Annotated in this window: 17 protein-coding genes and 1 pseudogene; 9 read left to right on the top strand and 9 right to left on the bottom strand. The window is 72.8% G+C overall.

Going from position 1 to position 20003, the window contains the following annotated elements; translation table 11 throughout:
- Positions 1-69 precede the first annotated feature (69 nt).
- Both ABT171_RS07290 and ABT171_RS07285 read right to left on the bottom strand, forming a co-directional pair.
- Positions 70-1032 (bottom strand): SCO0930 family lipoprotein, encoded by a 963-nt coding sequence (locus ABT171_RS07290; RefSeq protein WP_351240734.1) that lies wholly within the window; start codon positions 1030-1032, stop codon positions 70-72.
- A 453-nt stretch (positions 1033-1485) separates the two neighbouring features.
- Complete coding sequence (locus tag ABT171_RS07285) at positions 1486-1755, bottom strand: hypothetical protein (RefSeq protein WP_351240732.1); 270 nt, start codon at positions 1753-1755, stop codon at positions 1486-1488.
- On the opposite strand from ABT171_RS07285, the gene ABT171_RS07280 reads away from it, so the two are divergent.
- Together ABT171_RS07280 and ABT171_RS07275 are read left to right on the top strand one after the other, a co-directional pair.
- On the top strand, positions 1748-1924 hold the full coding sequence (locus tag ABT171_RS07280) for a hypothetical protein (protein ID WP_351240730.1): 177 nt from the start codon (positions 1748-1750) through the stop codon (positions 1922-1924). The two genes, ABT171_RS07285 and ABT171_RS07280, sit on opposite strands and share 8 nt — an antisense overlap.
- 32 nt (positions 1925-1956) lie before the next feature.
- Positions 1957-2721: a bestrophin-like domain gene (locus ABT171_RS07275; RefSeq protein WP_351240728.1), complete on the top strand. Its 765-nt coding sequence runs from the start codon at positions 1957-1959 to the stop codon at positions 2719-2721.
- A 141-nt stretch (positions 2722-2862) separates the two neighbouring features.
- On the opposite strand, the pseudogene ABT171_RS07270 reads toward ABT171_RS07275, so the two are convergent.
- Positions 2863-3305: pseudogene (locus tag ABT171_RS07270) on the bottom strand (hypothetical protein).
- Positions 3306-4053: 748 nt separating this feature from the next.
- Here ABT171_RS07270 and ABT171_RS07265 point away from each other — a divergent pair.
- Positions 4054-4725, top strand: a complete 672-nt coding sequence (locus tag ABT171_RS07265; protein ID WP_351240726.1) for a class F sortase — start codon at positions 4054-4056, stop codon at positions 4723-4725.
- Between the two features lie 31 nt (positions 4726-4756).
- Here ABT171_RS07265 and ABT171_RS07260 read toward each other — a convergent pair whose 3' ends face one another.
- Both ABT171_RS07260 and lysX read right to left on the bottom strand, forming a co-directional pair.
- Positions 4757-5593: a polysaccharide deacetylase family protein gene (locus tag ABT171_RS07260; protein ID WP_351240724.1), complete on the bottom strand. Its 837-nt coding sequence runs from the start codon at positions 5591-5593 to the stop codon at positions 4757-4759.
- Between the two features lie 324 nt (positions 5594-5917).
- The gene (gene lysX / locus ABT171_RS07255; protein ID WP_351240722.1) at positions 5918-9196 is read right to left on the bottom strand and encodes a bifunctional lysylphosphatidylglycerol synthetase/lysine--tRNA ligase LysX; all 3279 of its coding nucleotides are present in this window, start codon (positions 9194-9196) and stop codon (positions 5918-5920) included.
- Between the two features lie 104 nt (positions 9197-9300).
- Here lysX and ABT171_RS07250 point away from each other — a divergent pair, with 104 nt between their 5' ends.
- Complete coding sequence (locus ABT171_RS07250; protein ID WP_351240720.1) at positions 9301-9777, top strand: universal stress protein; 477 nt, start codon at positions 9301-9303, stop codon at positions 9775-9777.
- Here the strand turns inward: ABT171_RS07250 and ABT171_RS07245 are convergent.
- Positions 9713-10954, bottom strand: a complete 1242-nt coding sequence (locus ABT171_RS07245; protein WP_351240718.1) for an MFS transporter — start codon at positions 10952-10954, stop codon at positions 9713-9715. The two genes, ABT171_RS07250 and ABT171_RS07245, sit on opposite strands and share 65 nt — an antisense overlap.
- Positions 10955-11062: 108 nt before the next feature.
- On the opposite strand from ABT171_RS07245, the gene ABT171_RS07240 reads away from it, so the two are divergent.
- Both ABT171_RS07240 and ABT171_RS07235 read left to right on the top strand, forming a co-directional pair.
- Entirely contained in the window at positions 11063-12010 is a 948-nt protein-coding gene (locus ABT171_RS07240; protein ID WP_351240716.1) for a LysR family transcriptional regulator, read from the top strand.
- Positions 12011-12061: 51 nt separating this feature from the next.
- Complete coding sequence (locus tag ABT171_RS07235) at positions 12062-13486, top strand: amino acid permease (protein ID WP_351240714.1); 1425 nt, start codon at positions 12062-12064, stop codon at positions 13484-13486.
- A gap of 11 nt (positions 13487-13497) precedes the next feature.
- On the opposite strand, the gene ABT171_RS07230 is transcribed toward ABT171_RS07235, so the two are convergent.
- Positions 13498-14643 (bottom strand): CapA family protein, encoded by a 1146-nt coding sequence (locus ABT171_RS07230; RefSeq protein ID WP_351240712.1) that lies wholly within the window; start codon positions 14641-14643, stop codon positions 13498-13500.
- A gap of 216 nt (positions 14644-14859) precedes the next feature.
- Here ABT171_RS07230 and ABT171_RS07225 point away from each other — a divergent pair, with 216 nt between their 5' ends.
- The 3 genes from ABT171_RS07225 (at position 14860) to ABT171_RS07215 (ending at position 16935) form a co-directional block, all read left to right on the top strand.
- Complete coding sequence (locus ABT171_RS07225) at positions 14860-15429, top strand: sigma-70 family RNA polymerase sigma factor (RefSeq protein WP_351240710.1); 570 nt, start codon at positions 14860-14862, stop codon at positions 15427-15429.
- Between the two features lie 147 nt (positions 15430-15576).
- Entirely contained in the window at positions 15577-16092 is a 516-nt protein-coding gene (locus tag ABT171_RS07220; RefSeq protein WP_351240708.1) for a hypothetical protein, read from the top strand.
- A 186-nt stretch (positions 16093-16278) separates the two neighbouring features.
- Complete coding sequence (locus ABT171_RS07215; RefSeq protein WP_351240706.1) at positions 16279-16935, top strand: zf-HC2 domain-containing protein; 657 nt, start codon at positions 16279-16281, stop codon at positions 16933-16935.
- Between the two features lie 9 nt (positions 16936-16944).
- Here the strand turns inward: ABT171_RS07215 and ABT171_RS07210 are convergent, their stop codons facing one another.
- Both ABT171_RS07210 and ABT171_RS07205 read right to left on the bottom strand, forming a co-directional pair.
- Positions 16945-17808: an Fpg/Nei family DNA glycosylase gene (locus ABT171_RS07210; protein ID WP_351240704.1), complete on the bottom strand. Its 864-nt coding sequence runs from the start codon at positions 17806-17808 to the stop codon at positions 16945-16947.
- Positions 17809-17843: 35 nt separating this feature from the next.
- Positions 17844-19925, bottom strand: a complete 2082-nt coding sequence (locus tag ABT171_RS07205) for a SpoIIE family protein phosphatase (RefSeq protein WP_351240702.1) — start codon at positions 19923-19925, stop codon at positions 17844-17846.
- Between the last annotated feature and the right edge of the window lie 78 nt (positions 19926-20003).

Raw genomic sequence — 20003 nt, 5'->3', positions numbered from 1 at the left:
CGGTGGCGCTCCGGGCCGGGCGGGGCGATCGACCCTGGGGAGGTGATCCAGTGCACCGGTGCCGGGGCACTAGTGGCCCGGCGCGCCGACCGGCTTGCCGTCGGGCGAGACGGCGTACCAGGTGCCGCCGACGCCCTGACCGTTGGTGTCCCCGGGGGCCTTGTCGCCGGAGAAGGTGTAGATCGGCCAGCAGTTGACGGTCATCTGCTGCACACCGTCGGGACGGGTGAAGCCCATCAGGCCCTTCTTCTTGACGCCCTTGGTGTCCTCGGGCTTGACGATGCCCACGGCCGGCCACTTCTCCAGGCAGGCCCCGGTGCAGTTCGAGACGGGCTTCGGCCAGGCCTTGTCCTTCAGGAAGCGGTAGACCGTCCTGCCGTTCTTGTCCACGACGATGTCGCCGAGCTTGGGGTCCTTGCGCACGGACAGTCCCGGCAGGGAGGACAGGGAGGCCTTCTTGCCGTTGGGGGCGAGCGCGAACCACTTGCCGCCGACGCCCTGGCCGTTGACGTCACCGGCGTTGACGTCCTTGGCGTAGCGGTAGGCGGGCCAGCCGCCGATGGTGAGCTGCTTGCTGCCGTCGGCGCGGGTGACCTCACCCAGCAGCGCCTTGTCGATGCCGGCGCCGGCGGTGGCGTCGTCGGCGGGCACCGGCGGCCAGGTGGTGGCGCAGTCGCCGTTGCAGTTCGACTTGGGCGGGTTGGCGGTGTCCTTGTCGAACCGGTACAGGGTGAGGCCGGAGCCGTCGGTCAGTACGTTGCCCAGGTCGGGGTTGGTGGCCACGGTCAGCTTGCCCGCGGGCGCGGCCTGGGCCGGGGAGCTGGAGGCCTGGTTGCCGTCGGCACCGTAGCCGTTGCCCGTTCCGGTGCCGGTACCGGCGCCGTTGGTCGGGCTGCCCGCGGGTGCCGTGGCGCCGACGTTCTGCGCCGCCGACGCCGGGGTGGTGCTGTTGTCCTGACCGCACGCCGTCGTCAGCGCCAGCACCGAGGCGGCTGTGGCCACCAGTGAGGCGGTCCGCCAGGAGGTCTTCATGTCCAACTCCCCATAATCGCCTGGATGTTGCAGCGCTCTGCCGCGCCGCCGCACGGTCATGGGTACGCACCGAGGGGGCGGGAGCGTTCAACGGGGAGGGGAAGTTCTTCAGGAAATTCTTTCCGGACCCCGCCGGATCCGGTGGGGCATGCCGCCACGGGAGGCTCGTACAGGCGTACATGTCACGCCTGGTGCATACATCACTGATTCAAACCATTGATCGCATGATGTCCTCCCTTCGGAGCAATCCCGGCGCACTACGGCATACAGCCGGGTTCGGCACCCCATGATCTCCGTCGTGCATGGACCCGAAGCGACCCGACGCGCCCCCGCCGCACGGGTGTTGGCCCTGATGACGCTGACCTGGACCCTGGTGGGCTGTCCGGTCGGGAGCGCGTCGGCCGACGCCTGTGCGTACGCCTCCACGGGCCCGGAGGGCACGGTGGCGACGGCCTACGCCGGCAGCCACCACTGGCCCGCGCCGCCGGCCTGCCCCGAGCCCACCCCGCCGGCACCCACCCCCACACCCACGCCCACGCCCACACCCACCCCGCCCCCGGCGCCCAAGCCGACACCGCCGAAGCCGACGCCGGTTCCGCGCCCTGCGCCCAGACCCAGCCCGAAGCCGAAGCCGCCGGCCAGGCCCGCCCCGGCTCCGCCCGCACCGCGGCCGGCACCGACGCCCGCGCCCACGCCGGCGCCCCAGGCGAGGCCGGTGCCCAAGCCGAGGCCGAGGCCCTTTCAGCGGCCGCCGGCGACGCCCGTCAGCTATCCGGCGTACCACCCGCACCCCACCGCGCACACCGCGCCCGGCCACACCACGCCGGTCACCTACGTCCTGCTCATCACCGTTCCGGCGATCGTCGCCGTCGCGGCCCTGCGCCCGCGCTGACGCGCCGGCCCCCCCACTTCTGGAGGCACCCGTTGTCGGATTGGCTTGTTCTCGTCCTCGCGATGCTGGCGGCCTGTGCCGTGGTGATCGTCGTCACCTTCGTACGGCACAAGCGGGCTCCCGAGGACGAGGACCCCAGCGAGACCCCGGATGTCATCGAGTACATGACGATGTGGATCGGCGTCGTGTACGCCATCGTCCTCGGTCTGGCCATCGCGGGCGTGTGGGAGGCCCGCAGCTCGGCCCAGGACTACGTGCAGTCGGAGGCCCAGGCGCTGCACGAGATCTCGGAGCGCGTCCGGGTCTATCCGCCGGAGGTCCGTGACCGGATCCGGGACGATGTCAACGCCTATGTCGGCTACGTCGTACACCACGAGTGGAACACGATGGCCCGCGACGAGCGCGTCTCCGACCACGGCACCGAACTGCTCCAGAGGGTCCGCCAGGACGTCACCGACTACCAGCCGAAGAACGACTTCGAGGCGCAGGCCTACCAGCCCCTGCTGGACCAGATCACCGCGGCCGACCAGGCGCGCAACGCCCGCGCCGACTCCACCGGGGCCACCATGCCGCCGGTGGTGTGGTGGGGGCTGCTCACCGGGGCGCTGGTCACCGTCGGCATGGTGTTCGCGCTGCAGATCCGGCGCACCAAACGCGAGTTGGTGCTGGCCGGGCTGTTCTCCGCGACCATCGCGTTCATGCTGTTCCTCATCTGGGACTTCGACGCCCCCTACAGCCGGGGCATCGCGGTGACCGCGGAGCCGTTCGTGAACCTGTTCCCGGGCATCACCGGTTAGCCGCCCGGCCGCGGAAGCGTCCCCGAGGACGTCCTCGCCCCGGCTCCCCGTGGGGGGACCGGGGCGATCGCCGTGCCGATGTGCGCCGTGCCGGTGTGCGCCGTGCGCGGAGGACGGGTCGGTGGGCAGGACGACGGGGCCTCAGATCCGCCTCTCGTGCCGCCGGCGGAGCCAGAACGCGCCGCCGCCGATGACCGCGGAGGCCACGAGTCCGCCGCCGATGGCCATGTCGGTCGGCGTGGCACCACTGGTGATGCTGCCGCCGAAACCGCCCTGGACACCGCCGATCACGGTGAACGCGTGCTGGCGGGTCAGGGTCCTGCCGTCACAGCGGACGGTGATGTCGTACCGGCCGGGACGGGCGTCGTCGTCGATCCTGGCGGTGCCTCGCGCGGTGTCGTCGCGGAACGGGTTGAGCTCGGTGGTGGGGAAGGCGCGGGAGGACGCCGTGCCGCCGCGGCAGCCGTCCACGGTGATGGTGAGCCGGCCGCCGGCCGCGACCAGGCCGGGCATGACGATGATGTTCCGCGGGCCTCGGAAGTCGTCGCCCCGGCCGCCGCCATTGCCATGGCCACCGAAGTCATCGCCACGGCCGAAGTCGTCGCCACGGCCGAAGTCGTCGCCGCGGCCCCGGTCCCGGCCGCCCTCGTCGCCGCGGCCCCGGTCACGGTCACGGTCCCGGTCCCGGTCACGGTCCCGGTCACGGCCGCCGTCGCCGAAGCGGCGGTTGTTGCTGAAGTGGCCGTTGATGTTGAAGTTTCCGCTGAAGCCGCTGTCCGGGTCCAGGCCCGCGCCGGGCGCCACCCCCACGCCGGGCGCCACCCCCACGCCGGGGGCCACCCCTACACCGGGTGCCACCCCCACGCCTGGGTTCACTCCCACGCCGGGGTTGGACGGGCCGCCGCCGTTGCCCATGCCGTCCGCGACGGCCACAGGGGCGGCGAGCCCGAGCACGGCGACCGCGGTGCACGCCGCCGCCAGGGCACGTTGATTTCGCATGTGATCCTCCGCGAGAGGCGCCCCGGGTCCCGTCCCCGGTGGTTCGGCGAGAAAACGCCTCCCGGGAAGACCCTCAAGCGCGCGGAACACGCCCGCATGTCGAGAATCGTCCGTCCTGGTGAGACGACACGCCGACGGAAAAGCACACAATCTGATATTCCTGCAGGTCACGGACCGTCAGAAAATTCCTGGGAACGGCAACTCGGATGGCGCACCACAAGGCCTGTCGGCCACCCGTTCGCCACTTGCCCCGTCGCCCGGCGCCCGCGCGGGATTTAGCGTTTTCCCAAGCGTGCGGGACGTGGCGACGACCGCGTCGAGAGGGGATGGCGAATGTCTGCGTCCGAGCTGACCCAGCTTGCCGAGGCGGAGGAGCGGCGGAGGAAGCGCGCCCCGTGGGGCGTGATAGCGCTTCTGCTGCTGACCGGTCTCGCCCTCATCCGGAACGGTTCGGGGGAGTTCGACGTCGGTCCGCCGCAGCCCGCTTCGGCGGCGGCCCCGGACAGCCGGACCGGCCTGGGCACCTTCACGGCCGGTCCGGCGCCGCTCGCGTTCTCCGCCGTCGACCGGGTCCGGATCCCCGCGATCCAGGTGGACGCCCCGGTCACGCCCGTCGGCCTGGACACGGACGGCTGGGTCGCCGCGCCGCCGCCGGAAGACCCCAACCTGGCGGGCTGGTTCACAGGTGCGGTCTCCCCCGGCGAGAACGGCACCGCCGTGATCGTCGGGCACGTCGACAACAAACAGGGCCCCGCCGTGTTCTACGGGCTGGGGGCCCTGAAAAAGGGAAACCGCATCGAGGTCCTGCGCAAGGACGGAAAGACCGCGGTGTTCGAGACGTACGGTGTCGAGGTGTTCTCCAAAGCCGGTTTTCCCGGTGACCGCGTGTACGGCGCGAAGGGCGCACCGGAATTGCGGGTCATCACCTGCGGCGGCGGTTTTTCCAAGCAGAACGGTTACGACGGAAATGTCGTCGTCTTCGCCCGCCTGGTCGCGGTGAACTGAACCACCGCGGCCGGGCGGCCGACGGCCGTGCTCACACGCGTCTGCGCGGCACGGTGAGGTGGTATCCGGAGTCGAGCAGATAGGGCAGCCATTCACGGATCGCGTGGACGGTCTGCGAGCGATCGCCCCCGGCGTCGTGGGAGAGCACCACGACGCCGGGGGCGGCGCCCTTCTCCACCCGGTCGATGATGACGTCGGTACCCGGCGTCTCCCAGTCGGTGGTGTCGACCGTCCAGGCCATCGGCTCCATGCCCATCTCGGCGCCCAGCTGGAACGCGGCCCGGTTCCAGGCGCCGTAGGGGGCGCGGAACCACTGCGGCCGCTCGCCGTAGGTGTCCTCGATGATGTCGCTCGTGCGCTCCATCTCGGAGCGGATCTCCTTGCGCCTGAGCGTCGTCAGCAGCGGGTGCGTCCAGGTGTGGTTGCCGACGACATGGCCCTCCTCGGCCATCCGGGCGACCAGCTCCCTGTACTGGACGACGCACTCGCCGCACACGAAGAACATCGCCCGCACGTCGTACTTGGCGAGGGTGTCCAGGATGTGCGGGGTGTAGTCCGGATGGGGGCCGTCGTCGAAGGTCAGCATCATGTGCCGGCCGCGCCCGGAGATCCGCAGGATGGGCTCCTTACGGGTCTTCAGCCTGGGCGGCGCGGCCCGTGGCGGTCCGTCACCGGTGAGCGGCTGGAGCCGGAAGGCGGACGACTTGAGCGCCTGACGGGCCTGCGGGCCGGCGACGGGAGCGGCGGCGGTCCCGTCGCTCTCCCCGACGCCGCTCGCCAGGAGGACTCCGGCGGTACCCGCGGCCCCCAGCGCGGCGGCGCCGCCGAGGAGCACTCGCCGCCGCGTGAAGAGCTGATCATTCTGCATGACTCATCAGTCGCCCCGCCGGACTCCGGCGCACCGCAACGGCACCGGTGCGGCGGCGGCAATACACCCGGACGGCGGACCCGCGGGGCGGTGGTGGCCCACCGCACGCGCTTCCGCTGAGCGGTCACTTCACGGCAACTGCCGGGAAGCGGGCGGGGGTCGAGCCGGCGTCTCCGACAGGACGGCCCGGGCGGCGGACCGGCCGCTGATCGCCCGTGACGGGGGCCGGCCGTCACCGGGCCGATCCGGCCCCCAACGGTTGTCGTCGACTGCCACGGGCGCTCCTCGGGGGCGGGGCTCGGAGGGCCGTCACGGAGCCGGGTGTCAGCGGCGGCGTACCAGCGGGAACGGCAGGGTCTCCCGGATGGTGAGGCCGGTGAGGAACATCAGCAGCCGGTCCACGCCGATGCCGAGGCCGCCGGTCGGGGGCATCGCGTACTCCAGGGCCTGCAGGAAGTCCTCGTCCAGCTCCATGGCCTCCGGGTCGCCGCCGGCGGCCAGCAGCGACTGCTCGGTGAGCCGCCGACGTTGTTCAACGGGGTCGGTCAACTCCGAGTAGGCGGTGCCGAGTTCGATACCGAAGGCGACCAGGTCCCAGCGCTCGGCGAGCCGCGGGTCGGTGCGGTGCTGCCGGGTCAGCGGGGAGACGTCGGTCGGGAAGTCCTTGTAGAAGGTGGGGAATTGGGTGCGCTCCTCGACGAGCCGCTCGTACATCTCCAGGACGATGTCCCCCGGCCCGTCGTCGGCGGTGTACGGCACTCCGGCCCGGTCGCACAGCCGGTGCAGCCGCAGCAGTTCGCAGCCGGGGCCGATCTCCTCGCCCAGCACCTCGGAGAGCGCGCCGTGGACCGTCTTGACCGGCCAGGGCCCGGAGATGTCGTACTCCTGCCCGTCCCTGCGGGCCACCGGGGAGCCGAACGCGGCGGTCGCCGCGCCCTGGACCAGCTCGCGGGTGAGGTCGAGCATGACGTCGTAGTCGGCGTAGGCCTGATAGGCCTCCAGCATCGTGAACTCGGGGTTGTGCTTGTGGGAGACGCCCTCGTTGCGGAAGGTGCGGCCCAGTTCGAAGACCTTCTCCAGGCCGCCGACGCACAGCCGCTTCAGGTACAGCTCGGGGGCGATGCGCAGGTACAGGTCGAGGTCGTAGGCGTTGATGTGGGTGGTGAAGGGGCGGGCGGTGGCACCGCCGTGGATCGGCTGGAGCATCGGCGTCTCGACCTCCACGAACCCCCGGTCCAGCAGGCCCTGGCGCAGTGCCTGTACGGCGGCGGAGCGGGCCCGGATCACGGTGCGGGCCGCGGGGCTGGTGGCGAGGTCGAGGTAGCGGCGGCGGACCTTCGCCTCGGGGTCGGTGAGGCCGCGGCGTTTGTCGGGCAACGGGCGCAGGCACTTGCCGGTGAGCTGCCAGGAGGTGGCGAAGACGGTGGGTTCGCCCTGGTCGCTGAGGCCGGTCCGGCCGGTCGCGGTGATGTGGTCGCCGATGTCGCATCCGGCGGTGAAGCGGTCGAGGGCGGCGCCGGAGCGGTCGCGGGTGAACGCGATCTGGTGGTCGCCGGACCAGTCGCGCAGCACGGCGAACGCGATGCCGCCGAAGTCCCGGACCAGCATGATCCGTCCCGCCACGGTGACCTCCTCGCCGGGGGGCACGTCGGCGAGGGCGTGGGTGGGGGCGGGGACGCCGACCGGGTAGGGGTCGGTGCCGGCGGCGCGCAGCTGGTCGAGCTTGCGGTACCGGACGCGGACCTGGTCGGGCAGGCCCGCGTCCGGGGCGCCGGACCCGGCCTGGTCCCCTCCGTCGAGGCCGAGCGCCGTCAGGGGCGGCAGCCCGTACGTGGTGGCGGGCCGGTGCCCCGGCTTCGGGTGCCCCTTTCCCCAGAGTTTGCGCAACGACGGTACGGAGACGAAGCCTTCGGCGATGCCGGAGGCGAGGCCGATGCGGGCGAGGGCGCCGGTGTCGCCGTAGCACAGGAACCGCGGGTACCACTCGGGGTGGTATTTGGCGTTGGAGCGGTACAGGGCCTCCAGCTGCCACCAGCGGGAGAAGAACAGCAGCAGGCGGCGCCAGAGCCTCAGGACGGGTCCGGCGCCGATGCGGGCGCCCTCCTCGAACACGGACCGGAACACGGCGAAATTGAGGGAGATCCGGCGGATGCCCAGCTTGGGGGCGACGGCGCACAGTTCGGCGACCATGAACTCCATGACTCCGTTGGGCGCGGCGCGGTCACGGCGCATCAGGTCCAGGGACATGCCGTCGCGGCCCCAGGGGACGAAGGAGAGCAGGGCGAGGAGCCGGCCGTCGTCACCGAGGGCCTCCACGAGCAGGCAGTCGCCGTCGGCGGGGTCGCCGAGCCGGTCCAGGGCCATGGAGAAGCCGCGCTCGGTCTCGGTGTCGCGCCAGGCGTCGGCCTTGTCGACGATCTCCTCCATCTCGCGTTCGGTGAGGGTGGCGTGCCGGCGGATGCGGCAGGTGGCTCCGGTACGGCGGACCCGGTGCACGGCCTGCCGGGTCACCCGCATGTCGCGGCCGTTGAGATCGAAGGCGGCCACGTGCACGATCGCCTCGTCGCCGAGCTGGAGGGCGCCGAGTCCGGCGCGGGCGTAGGCACGGGCGCCGTCCTCGGAGGCGCCCATCACGGCGGGCGCCCAGGCGTAGCGGCGGGCCACGTCGAGCCAGGCGGCGATGGCGTGCGGCCAGGCCTCGGGGTCGCCGACCGGGTCGCCGCTGGCGAGGCAGACGCCGGCCTCGACGCGGTAGGTGACGGCGGCCTTGCCGCTGGGCGAGAAGACGACGGCCTTGTCGCGGCGGGTGGCGAAGTAGCCGAGGGAGTCCCGGTCGCCGTAGGCCCTGAGCAGTGCCCGGATGCGGGCCTCCTCGTCGTCGTGCAGGGCGGCTTCCAGGCGCTGGGAGCGGAACAGTGTGGCGGCGGCGTTCAGCAGGGCGAGGGCGCCGAGCAGGCCGAGCACGAAGGTGACCTCGCGGGGCGGGCGGCCGGCGAAGGAGCTGTTCGGGACCAGCCCGCCGCACACCCGGTCGGCGGCCCAGGCCAGGTGCTGGCTCGCCGGCAGGGAGCCGGGGAACAGCAGGACCAGGCCCCAGCCGAGCAGGATCGCCAGGACGAGTCCGGCCGCCAGCACGCCGAGCGCCCGCCACAGGGCGGCACGGCGGGAGGCGGCGTAGAACTCCCCCCGGGCCACGACGAGCAGGAGCAGCAGCACGCCGCACAGCACCAGGGAGGGCAGTGATTCGGCGTACATGCCGAGGGCGACGCCGAACGCGTCGCTGAGGACGAGCAGGCCGAGATAGACGACGACCAGCCACCAGGCGACCTTCTTGCGGGCGGCGGTGGCGCCGGCCAGCAGGAACAGGAAGACGGCGTACGCGAGGTTGGCGCTGATGGGCACCAGCACCAGGTCGAGGGCGTGCACGACCGGCTGCAGCAGGTCGCGGAGCGGCTCGATGAGCGCGATCAGGGCGCACAGCAGGCCGAGCGCGGCGAAGAGCGTCCCGAAGGCCTCGGGCACCCAGCCGAGGCGCCCGCCGACGGGCGGGCGTGTCCGGGCCGTGGGCTCTCTCCCCGCGAGAGGCTCCGCGCTGGCGGTCATGGTTCCGACTGTAGGAAGCGGGCGCGCGGCTCGCCCGTCGAGACCGGCTGAACCGGGCAGCCCCGCAGCGCTGTCGGAACGGGCTGTTCCGGTAGCCTCGCGTCGTGACGGAACAGCACGAGCAGCGCACGCCCTCGCACGAGTTCGAGCGGGGCACGGACGGACCGAAGGTCATCGTGGTCGGGGTGGACGGCTCGGACTCCTCGCTGCGCGCCGCGGCGTACGCGGGCGGGCTCGCCCGGCGGCAGCACGCGCTGCTGGCCGTGGTGTACGTGCAGCCGGTGCTCGCGGCCGGAGCGGCGCTCGGGGCGCCGGTGGCGGAGACGACCGACGAGATCGCCGAGGACCTGATCCAGCAGATCCGCGAGGCGGCCGAGCGGGTCAAGGGGATATTCGAGGTGCGCTGGGAGTTCCACACGTTCCGCGGCGACCCCTACAACGGGCTGGTGACGGCGGCCGACGAGCTGAAGGCGGACGCGGTGGTCGTGGGCGCCTCGGAGCAGGCCGGCCACCGGATCATCGGCTCAGTGGCGGTGCGACTGGTGAAGGCGGGGCGCTGGCCGGTGACGGTCGTCCCGTAGGGCGCCCCAGCAGCAGCGGGGTGGCCAGCAGCAGTGTCCCGGCCACGGCGATCGCGGTGCGCGGTCCCGTGAGGGTGGCCAGCAGTCCCCACAGGGCGGTCAGGGCGGCCGTGGTGGCCTTGCCGGTGACCGACCAGGCGGTCAGGGTGCGCGCGACCCGGTCGTCCGGGGTGCACTCCAGGCGGCGCGTGGCGTACACGGGGCTGTACACGGCCGAGCAGGTGATCACCCCGAACTCCAGGACCATCACCAGCAGCAGTCCGGGCAGCCCGGGCCGGACGAAGGCCAGCCCGAGGGGCCAGACGGCGCGCAGGGCGCCGGCGGCGCGCAGCACCCGGTGCTGTCCGTGGCGGGCGACGAGCGGACGGGCCAGCCGGGAGCCGACGAGGCCGCCGAGGCAGGGCGCGGCGAAGGCGAGGCCGTACTGCCAGGGGGCGAAGCCGAGCGGGCCCAGCATGAGGACGGCCAGCGGCGGCATGGCGACCATGATCAGGGCGTTGGCCGCGAGGTTGTTGAAGAACAGCGGCCGCAGGGCCGGGCTGGTGAGGATGTGCCGCCAGCCGTCCAGCAGGTCGGCGGCCCGCAGGCGTTCGGCCCCGGTGCGCTCGGGGCGGGGCTCGCCACCGCCGCCGGCGCGGATGCCCAGGGCCGACAGCAGAAAGCTGACCGCGTTCGCCGCGACCGTCGTGACCGGGCCGAACAGGCCGATCGCGGCCCCGCCGAGGGGTGGTCCGAGGACCAGCGCCGTCCAGTTCGTGGACTCGAACCGGGCCTGGGCGGTGAGCAGCCGGCCGGCTGGTACGAGACTTTTCATGAAGGCGCCGGAGGCCGCGTTGAAGGCGATGTCGGCCGCCGCGGCGATCACGGACACCGCCAGGAGCTGGCCGAGGCCGAGGCCGCCGAGCGCGTAGGCGGCCGGGACGGTCAGCAGCGCGGCGAACCTGACCAGGTCCATCGCCATCATCACCGGCCGCTTGCGCCGGAACTCCACCCACGGCCCGAGCGGCACCGCCGCCACGGCACCCACGGCGGGTCCGACCGCGGCGAGCAGCGCCACCTGGGACGGCCCGGCGTGCAGCGCGACGACCGCGATCACCGAGAACGCGTCGAAGGCGAGATACGTGCCGACCGCGCTCACCGAGTACGCGGCCCACAACCACCCGAACTGCCGTCCCATGCACAACCTCCCGTTGCCCCGGGACATGAAAACCGGCAGGTCGGGCCCGGAGCAAACAACCGGAAGGACAGGAGCTACAACCGTTGGTTGTACGAGTAGGGTGGCGGCGTGGATCTCAAGGCCGTGCGCACCTTCGTGACCGTGGTGGACACCGGGCAGTTCCAGGAGGCCTCGGCCGTGCTCGGCATCACCCAGCAGGCGGTGTCCAAGCGGATCGCGGCCCTGGAGAAGGAGCTCGGGGTGCGGGTGTTCACGCGCACCGCGCGCGGGGCGGAGCCGACCACCGACGGGCAGGCGTTCCTGCCGCACGCCCGGGAACTGCTGCTGGCCGAGGAGCGGGCCCTGGCCTCGGTACGCCCGGGAGGGCGGCCGCTGCGCGTCGACGTGCTCGGGGCCAGGCTGGCACCGGCGGCCCTGCTGCACGACTTCCACGCGGCGCATCCGGGCACCGCTCTCGACGCCGTGACGCTCTTCGACGCGGGCACCGCCGTGGCCGCCGTACGCGCGGGCACGATCGACGCGACCATCCGCGCGGTCACCACGCGGCTTCCCGAGGGGCTGCGGTCCGTCCGGGTGCTGGACGAGCCGGTGCAGCTGCTCACCGGGGCGCGGCACCCGCTCGCCTGGGCCCGCTCGGTGACCCCGGCGCAGCTGGCCGGGCACCGGATCTGGATGCCGGGCCTCGTGGACGGCACCGAGTGGGCCGCGTACTACGCGACCCTCGCCGCCGAGTTCGGGCTGACCATCGACTCGGCCGTGCCCGGCTTCGACGGGGAGCCGCTGCTGGACGCGGTCGCCGGCTCCGCCTCGGTCGCCACCCTCGTCAGCGAGCGGATCCGGCTCTCCCGGCCCGCCGGGCACGATCTGCGGCGCATCCCGCTCATCGACCCGACGCCGGTGTACCCGCACTCCCTGGTCTGGAGCGCGGCCAACACCCACCCCGGGCTCGCCGCCCTGCGCGCCCATCTCGCCGCCCGGCGGCCGTCCCGGCCCGCGTCGCGCACCTGGACACCGGCCTGGGCCGTGCGTGGCGTCTTCCCAGCGGGGCGCCCCTGAGACATCATGATCCGCCGTCAACCGTTGCCGCAAGGCGAAGAGGTGAGGCAGATGGCCAGGCTCCGTGCAGGTGAGGGGATTCTCCGCCGCAAACCCATCGAGCACATCGAGGAGACCGAAGTCGGCGAGGGCGCCCGACTGGACCGCTCACTGGGGCTGTGGCAGCTCACCGCGATCGGGGTGGGCGGCATCATCGGCGCCGGCATCTTCACCCTGGCCGGCACGGTGGCCAACGGCACGGCCGGGCCCGCGGTGCTGGTGTCCTTCCTGATCGCCGGTGTGGCGAGCGCCTGCGCGGCGCTGTCGTACGCCGAGTTCGCCGGGCTGATCCCGAAGGCGGGGTCGGCGTACACCTACGGCTACGCGGTGCTCGGCGAGTTCGCGGGCTGGTTCATCGGCTGGGACCTGCTGCTGGAGTACACCGCGATCGTGGCGGTGGTGGCGATCGGCATCTCGGGCTACTTCGGCTTCCTGGTGGAGGCGATGGGCGCGAAGCTGCCGCACTGGATGCTGGGCGCGCCGGGCACCGGGCCGGGGCACCGGGTCGACCTCTTCGCGGTGGTCCTGTGTCTGCTGATCGCCTGGCTGCTGAACCTGGGCATGCGCAGCGCGGCCCGCTTCGAGACGTTCGTGGTCGCGCTGAAGGTGCTGGTGGTGCTGCTGGTGATCGGGGTGGGCGTCTTCCACATCACCACGGCCAACTACCACCCGTTCTTCCCGTACGGCGTCGGCGGGGCGTTCACCGGTGCGGCGACCGTGTTCTTCGCGGTGTTCGGCTACGACGCCATGTCGACGGCTGCCGAGGAGTCCCGGGACGCCCAGCGGCACATGCCGAAGGCGATCATCTACTCGCTGGTGATCTCGATGGTGCTGTACGTGGCGGCCTGTCTGGTGCTCACCGGCATGCAGAACTACCAGCACATCGACAAGGAGAGCGGGTTCGCCACGGCGTTCGAGTCGGTCGGCCTGAGCGGGCTCGCGGACCTGATCGCGGTGGGCGCGATCATCGGCATCCTCACCGTGATGTTCACCTTCATGCTGGGCGTGACCCGGGTGTGGTTCTCGATGTCCCGGGACGGGCTGCTGCCCCGGTGGTTCGCGAAGACCCATCCGACGCGGCACGTGCCGACCCGGGTCACCTGGATCGTCGGTGCGGCGTCCGGCGTGATCGCCGGGTTCATCCCGATCGGCGAGGCGGCCGAGCTGACCAACATCGGCATCCTGCTGGCGTTCGTGGTGGTGTGCACGGCCGTGATCGTGCTGCGCTACCGGCAGCCGGAGCTGCCGCGCGCCTTCCGTACGCCGGGGATGCCCGCGGTGCCCGCGCTGGGCGTGGTGTTCTCGATCTGGCTGATCACGTTCCTGCAGTGGCAGACCTGGGTGCGGTTCGCGGTGTGGTTCGTGATCGGCTGCGTGATCTACTTCGGCTACTCCTACCGGCGTTCGGCGCTGGCCGCGCAGCAGCCGGCCGCATGAGCGGCGGCTGATCACTCCCCCATGACCAGGCCGTCCTTGGCGGCCCCGCGGCTGAGCACCACGCTCCGGATGCGGTCGCGCACGCCGGCCGGCTCGGTGCCGTCGGCGACGGCCCGGTTGAGGTTCAGCACCCGGCCGGTGCCGACGTCGTAGAGCTGCGGGATGAACTCGGCCTTGGTGACCTGCCAGCGGGCGCCCTCGCGGGCGGGCGGGGCGAAGGTGAACCGGCCGATCGTGGACTCGTTGCCGCGCGGGTCCCGGGCGCCCTTGCCGTTGTACATCTCGCCGGCGATCTGATGGCCCATGCCGTAGATCACCCAGGTGCCGTTGACCTTCTCGTACGCCTGCGGGACATGGGCGTGGGTGCCGAGGATCAGGTCGATGTCCGGGCGGCCGCCGGTGGTGGAGGCGGTGAGGCGGCGGGCGAGGGTGAGCTGCAGCCGGTCCGGCGCGTCCTGCCATTCGGTGCCCCAGTGCACGGAGAGGACGACCACGTCGGCGCCGGCCCGCCGGGCGGCGCGGGCGTCGGCGATCATCCGGCGCTCGTCGATGAGGTTCACGGCCCAGGACCGGCCGGCGGGCAGCGGGATGCCGTTGGTGCCGAAGGTGTACGCCAGGTGTGCGACCTTGGCGGGACCGGCCCTGAGGAGGGTGACCGAGCGGGCCTCGTCCTCGGAGCGGGCGGTGCCGGCGTGCCGGAGGCCGGCCTCGTCCATGGCGTCCAGGGTGCGGCGGATGCCGTCGGCGCCGTCGTCCAGGGAGTGGTTGGAGGCGGTGGAGCAGCCGTCGTAGCCGGTCGCGGTGAGGCCCTGGGCGATCTGCGGCGGGGTTCTGAAGGCGGGGTAGCCGGAGTACTCGCCCTCGGCGCCGTAGACGGTCTCCATGTGACACAGCGCCAGATCGGCCCGGGAGACGACCGGTTCGACGCCGGAGAGCATGGGCCGGAAGTCGAAGCCGTCATCGCCGGCGTCGTGGGCCGCCCGGTCGAGGACGGAGGTGTGCGGCAGGACGTCACCGGAGGCGACGAGGGTGAAGCCGGCGGCGGCCCCGGACGGGCCCGCGCTGCCGGCCTCCTGCCGGTCGTGGTTCTGGCAGGCGGCCGCGACCGCCAGGACGGCGGTGATCGCCAGGGCCACCTGTTGTCTGCGTCCGAACATCAGCTCACCCCTGGAATGTCGTATTTACCGACAATGCCGTATCGGGCATATGGGTACGAACCTGGCTCGCCGGATAAACGGCCGGAGCGCTGTCATTAGCTCGTTCGGTGCTGCGCCGAACCGCTCGTCCGACCGTTCGCCGACCCGATCGACCGTCCGCCGCAGAGCCGCGCGCCCGCCCTGTCCCCCGGCCGCGCCCCGCGCTGCCATACGGCCATGACGGCCGGAACCTCACTCAGCCACGGGACGGCGGCACCGGCCCGCCGGGCGACGACCGCCGAACACGAACTGGCCGCGCTCCAGCGCGAGCACGGCCGCCCGCTCTTCGCCCTGCTGCTCAGGCTCTGCGACGGCGACCGGCAGCGGGCGGAGGATCTCGTCCAGGAGACCCTGGTGCGCGCCTGGCAGCACCCCGAGGCGCTGCACGCCGCGGGCTTCGACTCGGTACGCCCCTGGCTGCTGACGGTCGCCCGGCGGCTCGCGATCGACGCCCGGCGGGCCCGCCGGGCACGGCCCCCGGAGACCGGCGACGAGGTCCCCGAGAACGCGCGGGTGACCGCCGATCACGCCGAGCGGGCCGCCGCGATGCTCGACGTCCGCCGGGCTGTGAAGACACTCACGCCGGAACACCGTGACGTTCTGCTACTCGTGTACTTCCTCGGGGCCAGTGTGGCGGAAGCGGCGCAGACCCTGGGCGTACCACCCGGTACCGTGAAGTCCCGCGCGTACTACGCGCTGCGCGCGCTGCGCCGGGTCCTTCCGGGTTATGCGGCCGACCTGCACTGAAACCGGCAACAGGGCAAAGCTCTCGCAAAGCGCCTTGCTGTGGCCCCCGTTCGGGCAATGGGCTGTCCTCATCCGCGTTCCGGGCGGCGGGCTGCGGCCCGACCGGGCTCGGGCGACGCGCACGCACCGGAGGAAGGGCAGGAAGGGATGCTGCACAGAGGGCACGAGAGCACGGACGGCACCGACGGCGGTGAACTGGCCGTCCCCATGGCCTGGTTGTACGCCGAGTACATCGCCGACGAGCTGCTGCGCACCGGCGATCTGATGCCGCCGACGTCCTTCGAGTTCCGGGCCGGCCGGGACGCGCTGGCGCTCACCGTCTTCCTCTCCGACACCGACGGGGAGCTGTCCGGCATCCGGGTGATCTCCCAGCTGGAGAACTGGCTCTCGCTGACCGCCTACGACCAGCCGTGGCAGCACTGGGTGCGCGAGCGCATGGCCGAGCTGACCGAGCAGGCCGGCCGGTCCGGCACCCGGTCGCCCGACCTGGCCCTCGCGGCGGACGCCTGGCGGTGGCTGGAGGAGACCGAGCTGCTCGCGCCGGACCTGGACGCGGTGCCGGGCGGCGGGGCGGTGGCCGACGAGGACGACGGGCCGAAGGTGTGGACGCCGGCCTGGCGGCTCGGGCTGCCCCTCGGGCACCTCGCGATCCACCTGTTCTGATCACCGTTCCCACCCCGTGGTCCGGGCCGCGGCGAAGTTTTTCCGCGATCGGACCAATCCGCGGGCCGCGCGGCTCCGAATCTCTTGTCCGGGATTCTGCGGTGGCTTGAGTGATTCGGCTGTCGGCTGCGTACGGATGGGTGCACGGAGTAACCCCACCCGCACCCATCGGCACGAGGATTCGGCATGAGGTCCCTGGAAAGGCATCGCGACGCCGGCGCGTACGCGCTCGGCGTGCTGGACGAGGCGGAGGCCTTCCGCTTCGAGGACCACCTCATGGAGTGCCCTCAGTGCGCGGCACAGGTGACCGAATTCGGTCCGGCCACGCGGCAGTTGATGCTGTACCGCCGGGCCACGCCGCGCTTTGTGCACCCCATGGCACAGCCCGGTCCCCGGCTGCTGGACCGGTTGCTCGGCGCGGTCGCGCACCGGCAGCGGGCGCGCCGCCGGCGCTTTCTGTACGGCCTGGCCGCCTCCGTGGTGCTCGCGGTCGCCGGTCCGGGGATCGTGGCCTTCGCCGGGCACGAGACGCCGGCCGCGCACGTCACCGCGGCGACCGATCCGAGAACCGGGGTGTGGGCCGAGGTCACGGCCGACGACGGGGACACGGGCAGCCGGCTGCTGCTGCGGGTCAAGGACGGCACCGGCCCCCACGCCTGCCGGCTGGTCGTCGTGGGCCGCGACGGCACCGAGCAGGCCGTCGGCACCTGGATGCAGCCCGGCCACGACACCGGCACCTTCACCGCGCTCGGCTCGTCCACGATGCACCCGCAGGAGATCGCCCGCTACGACGTGCGCACCGAGGACGGGAAGCCTCTGGTCTCGGTCACGGCGCCGCGGTGACGCCGGGGCTCATTTCAGCAGCCGGGACAGTCTGCGGTCCGCCAGGGGCTTGCCGCCCGTCTGGCAGGTGGGGCAGTACTGCAGCGAGAAGTCGCTGAAGGAGACCTCACGGATGGTGTCACCGCACACCGGGCACGCCTCGCCGGTACGGCCGTGGACCCGCAGTCCGCTCTTCTTCTCGGACTTCAGCCGTCCCGCGGCCACGCCCCGGGAGCGCTCGACCGCCTCGGTGAGCGTGCCGCGCAGCGCCTCGTACAGCCGGCGGGTCTCCTCGTCGGTCAGGGACGCGGCGAGCTTGAACGGGGACATCTTCGCGGCGTGCAGGATCTCGTCGCTGTAGGCGTTGCCGACGCCCGCGATCAGCGACTGGTCGCGCAGCGCGCCCTTCAGCTGCCGCCTCTCGTCCCTGAGCAGGGCGGCGAACCGCTCCTCGTCGAAGTCGGCGGCCAGCGGGTCCGGGCCGAGCCGGGCGATGCCCTCGACCTGCCGCGGATCACGGACGACGTACACCGCGAGGCGCTTCTGGGTGCCGGCCTCGGTGAGGTCGAAGCCCTCGCCGGTCTCCAGCGCCACGCGCAGCGCGAGGGGGCCCTTGCCCGGCCTGGGCGGGCCGTCCGGCAGCCGGTCCCTCCACTGCAGCCAGCCGGCCCGGGCCAGGTGGGTCACCAGGTGCAGCCCGCTGTCCGCCGCCAGGTCCAGGAACTTGCCGTGCCGGCGCACGGCCGTCACCTCGGCGCCCTCCAGGGCGGTGACCGGGGGGTCGTACGTCTTCAGCACGCTCACGGCGACCGGCAGCACCCGCGCCACCCGGCGGCCGACCAGGTGCTCGGTGAGAAAGTCCTTGAGCGCTTCCACCTCGGGCAGTTCCGGCATACGTCCAGGGTGCCATCCGGTACCGACGACGCCCTTCAGGCGGTGCGCCGGAACTCGCACCACACCGCCTTGCCGCCGCCGCGTGCCTCCACGCCCCACGCGTCGGCGAGGCTCTCCACGAGGAGCAGGCCCCGGCCGGAGACGCCGTCCTCGCCCGCCTCACGGCGGCGCGGCAGGGCGCTGGAGGAGTCCTCGACCTCGATCCGCAGCCTGCGGACCCCGTCGCCGAGGGCCCGCAGCGTCACGATCGCCGAGCCCTCGGTGTGCATCAGCGCGTTGGTGATCAGCTCGTCGGCGACCAGCTCGATCTCGTCGGCGCGATCACGGTGGCCCCAGGAGCGGACCGCGGCCCGGATCAGGTGCCGGGCCTGGGCGAGCGCCTCGGGATCGCCGGGGGCCACATGCTGCTGGAGCCGGCCGCCCGCCCGCGGGGCCTCCGGGACGCGCCGGCGCAGCAGGAGCAGCGCCACGTCGTCGTCGCCGCCCCGCTCCTCGGCCAGCTGGATCAGCCGGTCGGCGAGCGCCCCCACGTCCTCGGGGCCGTCCGTGACGAGTGCCGTCAGGCGGCGCATGCCGTCGTCGAGGTCGGTGCCGGGCTGTTCGACGAGCCCGTCGGTGCACAGCAGCAGGGTGTGGCCGGGATCGAGTTCGAGGGTGGAGACCGGGTACTCCAGGCGGCCGAACTCGGCGGACAGGCCGAGCGGCAGCCCGCCCTCGACCGGGACCCGGTGGCAGGTGCCGTCGCCCTGCCGGATCAGCGGGTCGATGTGCCCGGCGCGGACCGCCTGGACGACGCCGGTGGACAGGTCGGCCTCGGCGTACAGACAGGTGGCGAAGCGGTCGGTGTCGAGTTCGTGGAGGAACACCGAGGCGCGGGCCATCACAGTGGCCGGCGGGTGTCCCTCGGCGGCGTAGGCGCGCAGCACGATCCGCAGCTGGCCCATGACGGCCGCCGCGTGCGTGTCGTGGCCCTGGACGTCGCCGATGACCGCGCCGACCCGGCCGCCGGGCAGCGGGATCAGGTCGTACCAGTCGCCGCCGATGTCCCGGCCGAGGGTGCCCGCGGCGGTGGCGGCGCGGTAGCGGACGGCTGTGTCGGCGCCGCGGACGCTGGGGATGGTGCGGGGCAGCATGGCCTGCTGGAGGCCCTCGGCGACGTCCTTCTCCTGCTCGTAGAGCATGGCCCGCTGCAGGCTCTGCGCGATGCTGGAGCCGAGCGCGACCAGGACGGCGCGTTCCTCGGTGGAGAAGCCGCGCCGGTCGTTGTAGAGCAGCCCCATCGCGCCGATCGGGCGGGCCTGGGCGATCAGCGGGAGATAGGCGGCCGAGGTGACGCGCAGGCCGGTGAGGTGCGGCCACAGGATCGGGTAGCCCTCGGCGAACTCCTCCGGGGACTCGATGAACCTCGGCAGGAGGGTGCGGACGACCTCACTCATCGGGTACGGCTCGTCGATCCGGGTGACCTGGGTGCCGGGGACGGAGGCACCGGCGGGTCCCTCGGCGACGAGCCGGATGCGCCCGGCCTCCACCAGGCCCATCACCAGGCTGGCCGCGCCGAGGTGACGGATGCCGTGGGTGTTCTTGAGGGCGTCGATGACGTCGTGGACGCTGCGGGCGTGGGCGAGGGCGGCGGAGACGGCCTGGACGACGTTCGTCTGCTGGCGGAACGCCTCGTCCTGGGCGGCCCGCAGACTGCGCTCCGCGCTCTCGGCGAGCTCCTCGGTGGCGTCGCGGACGATGCCGACGACCCGGCGCGGGCGGCCGGTGCGGTCCCGGCGGATGTAGCCCTGGCTGTGGGTCCAGCGCGGGGTGCCGTCACGGCGGCGGATGCGGAAGTAGGCGCCGTAGTTCTCGCTGCCGTCCTTGATGGCCCGGGCCACCGCCGCGTCCAGGCGGGCCGCCTCGGGCGGCGGCACGCGGACGGCCAGCGACTCGGGGCGCCCGTCGTACTCCTCGGGCAGCAGGTCGAACACCTCGTACGCCTGGGCGTCCATGTGGAACAGACCCGTGTCCAGGTCCCAGTCGAAGGTGCCCATGCGGTTGAGCGCCAGGATCGGATCCGGGTGGGCGGGCCGGTCCGCCGGCAGTGACACGGCACTCGCTCCCCGCTCTGCCATGGGGCCACCTTGCCAGGATTCGTGCGATTCTTCGACCTCGACGACGGATCCGGCGGACGCCCCCAGCGTACACTCCGC

This window comes from Streptomyces sp. NPDC001851 (assembly GCF_040297165.1).
Lineage (GTDB): Bacteria > Actinomycetota > Actinomycetes > Streptomycetales > Streptomycetaceae > Streptomyces.
The sequence above is the reverse complement of the archived record's forward strand: the minus strand, read 5'-3'. Positions and strand labels throughout refer to the sequence as shown.

Coding starts and splice junctions, on each gene's coding strand:
- ABT171_RS07290 (WP_351240734.1), bottom strand. CDS start 1,032: ATGAAGACCTCCTGGCGGACCGCCTCACTGGTGGCCACAGCCGCCTCG.
- ABT171_RS07265 (WP_351240726.1), top strand. CDS start 4,054: ATGTCTGCGTCCGAGCTGACCCAGCTTGCCGAGGCGGAGGAGCGGCGG.
- ABT171_RS07260 (WP_351240724.1), bottom strand. CDS start 5,593: ATGCAGAATGATCAGCTCTTCACGCGGCGGCGAGTGCTCCTCGGCGGC.
- lysX (WP_351240722.1), bottom strand. CDS start 9,196: ATGACCGCCAGCGCGGAGCCTCTCGCGGGGAGAGAGCCCACGGCCCGG.
- ABT171_RS07245 (WP_351240718.1), bottom strand. CDS start 10,954: ATGGGACGGCAGTTCGGGTGGTTGTGGGCCGCGTACTCGGTGAGCGCG.
- ABT171_RS07235 (WP_351240714.1), top strand. CDS start 12,062: ATGGCCAGGCTCCGTGCAGGTGAGGGGATTCTCCGCCGCAAACCCATC.
- ABT171_RS07230 (WP_351240712.1), bottom strand. CDS start 14,643: ATGTTCGGACGCAGACAACAGGTGGCCCTGGCGATCACCGCCGTCCTG.
- ABT171_RS07225 (WP_351240710.1), top strand. CDS start 14,860: ATGACGGCCGGAACCTCACTCAGCCACGGGACGGCGGCACCGGCCCGC.
- ABT171_RS07220 (WP_351240708.1), top strand. CDS start 15,577: ATGCTGCACAGAGGGCACGAGAGCACGGACGGCACCGACGGCGGTGAA.
- ABT171_RS07215 (WP_351240706.1), top strand. CDS start 16,279: ATGAGGTCCCTGGAAAGGCATCGCGACGCCGGCGCGTACGCGCTCGGC.
- ABT171_RS07210 (WP_351240704.1), bottom strand. CDS start 17,808: ATGCCGGAACTGCCCGAGGTGGAAGCGCTCAAGGACTTTCTCACCGAG.
- ABT171_RS07205 (WP_351240702.1), bottom strand. CDS start 19,925: ATGGCAGAGCGGGGAGCGAGTGCCGTGTCACTGCCGGCGGACCGGCCC.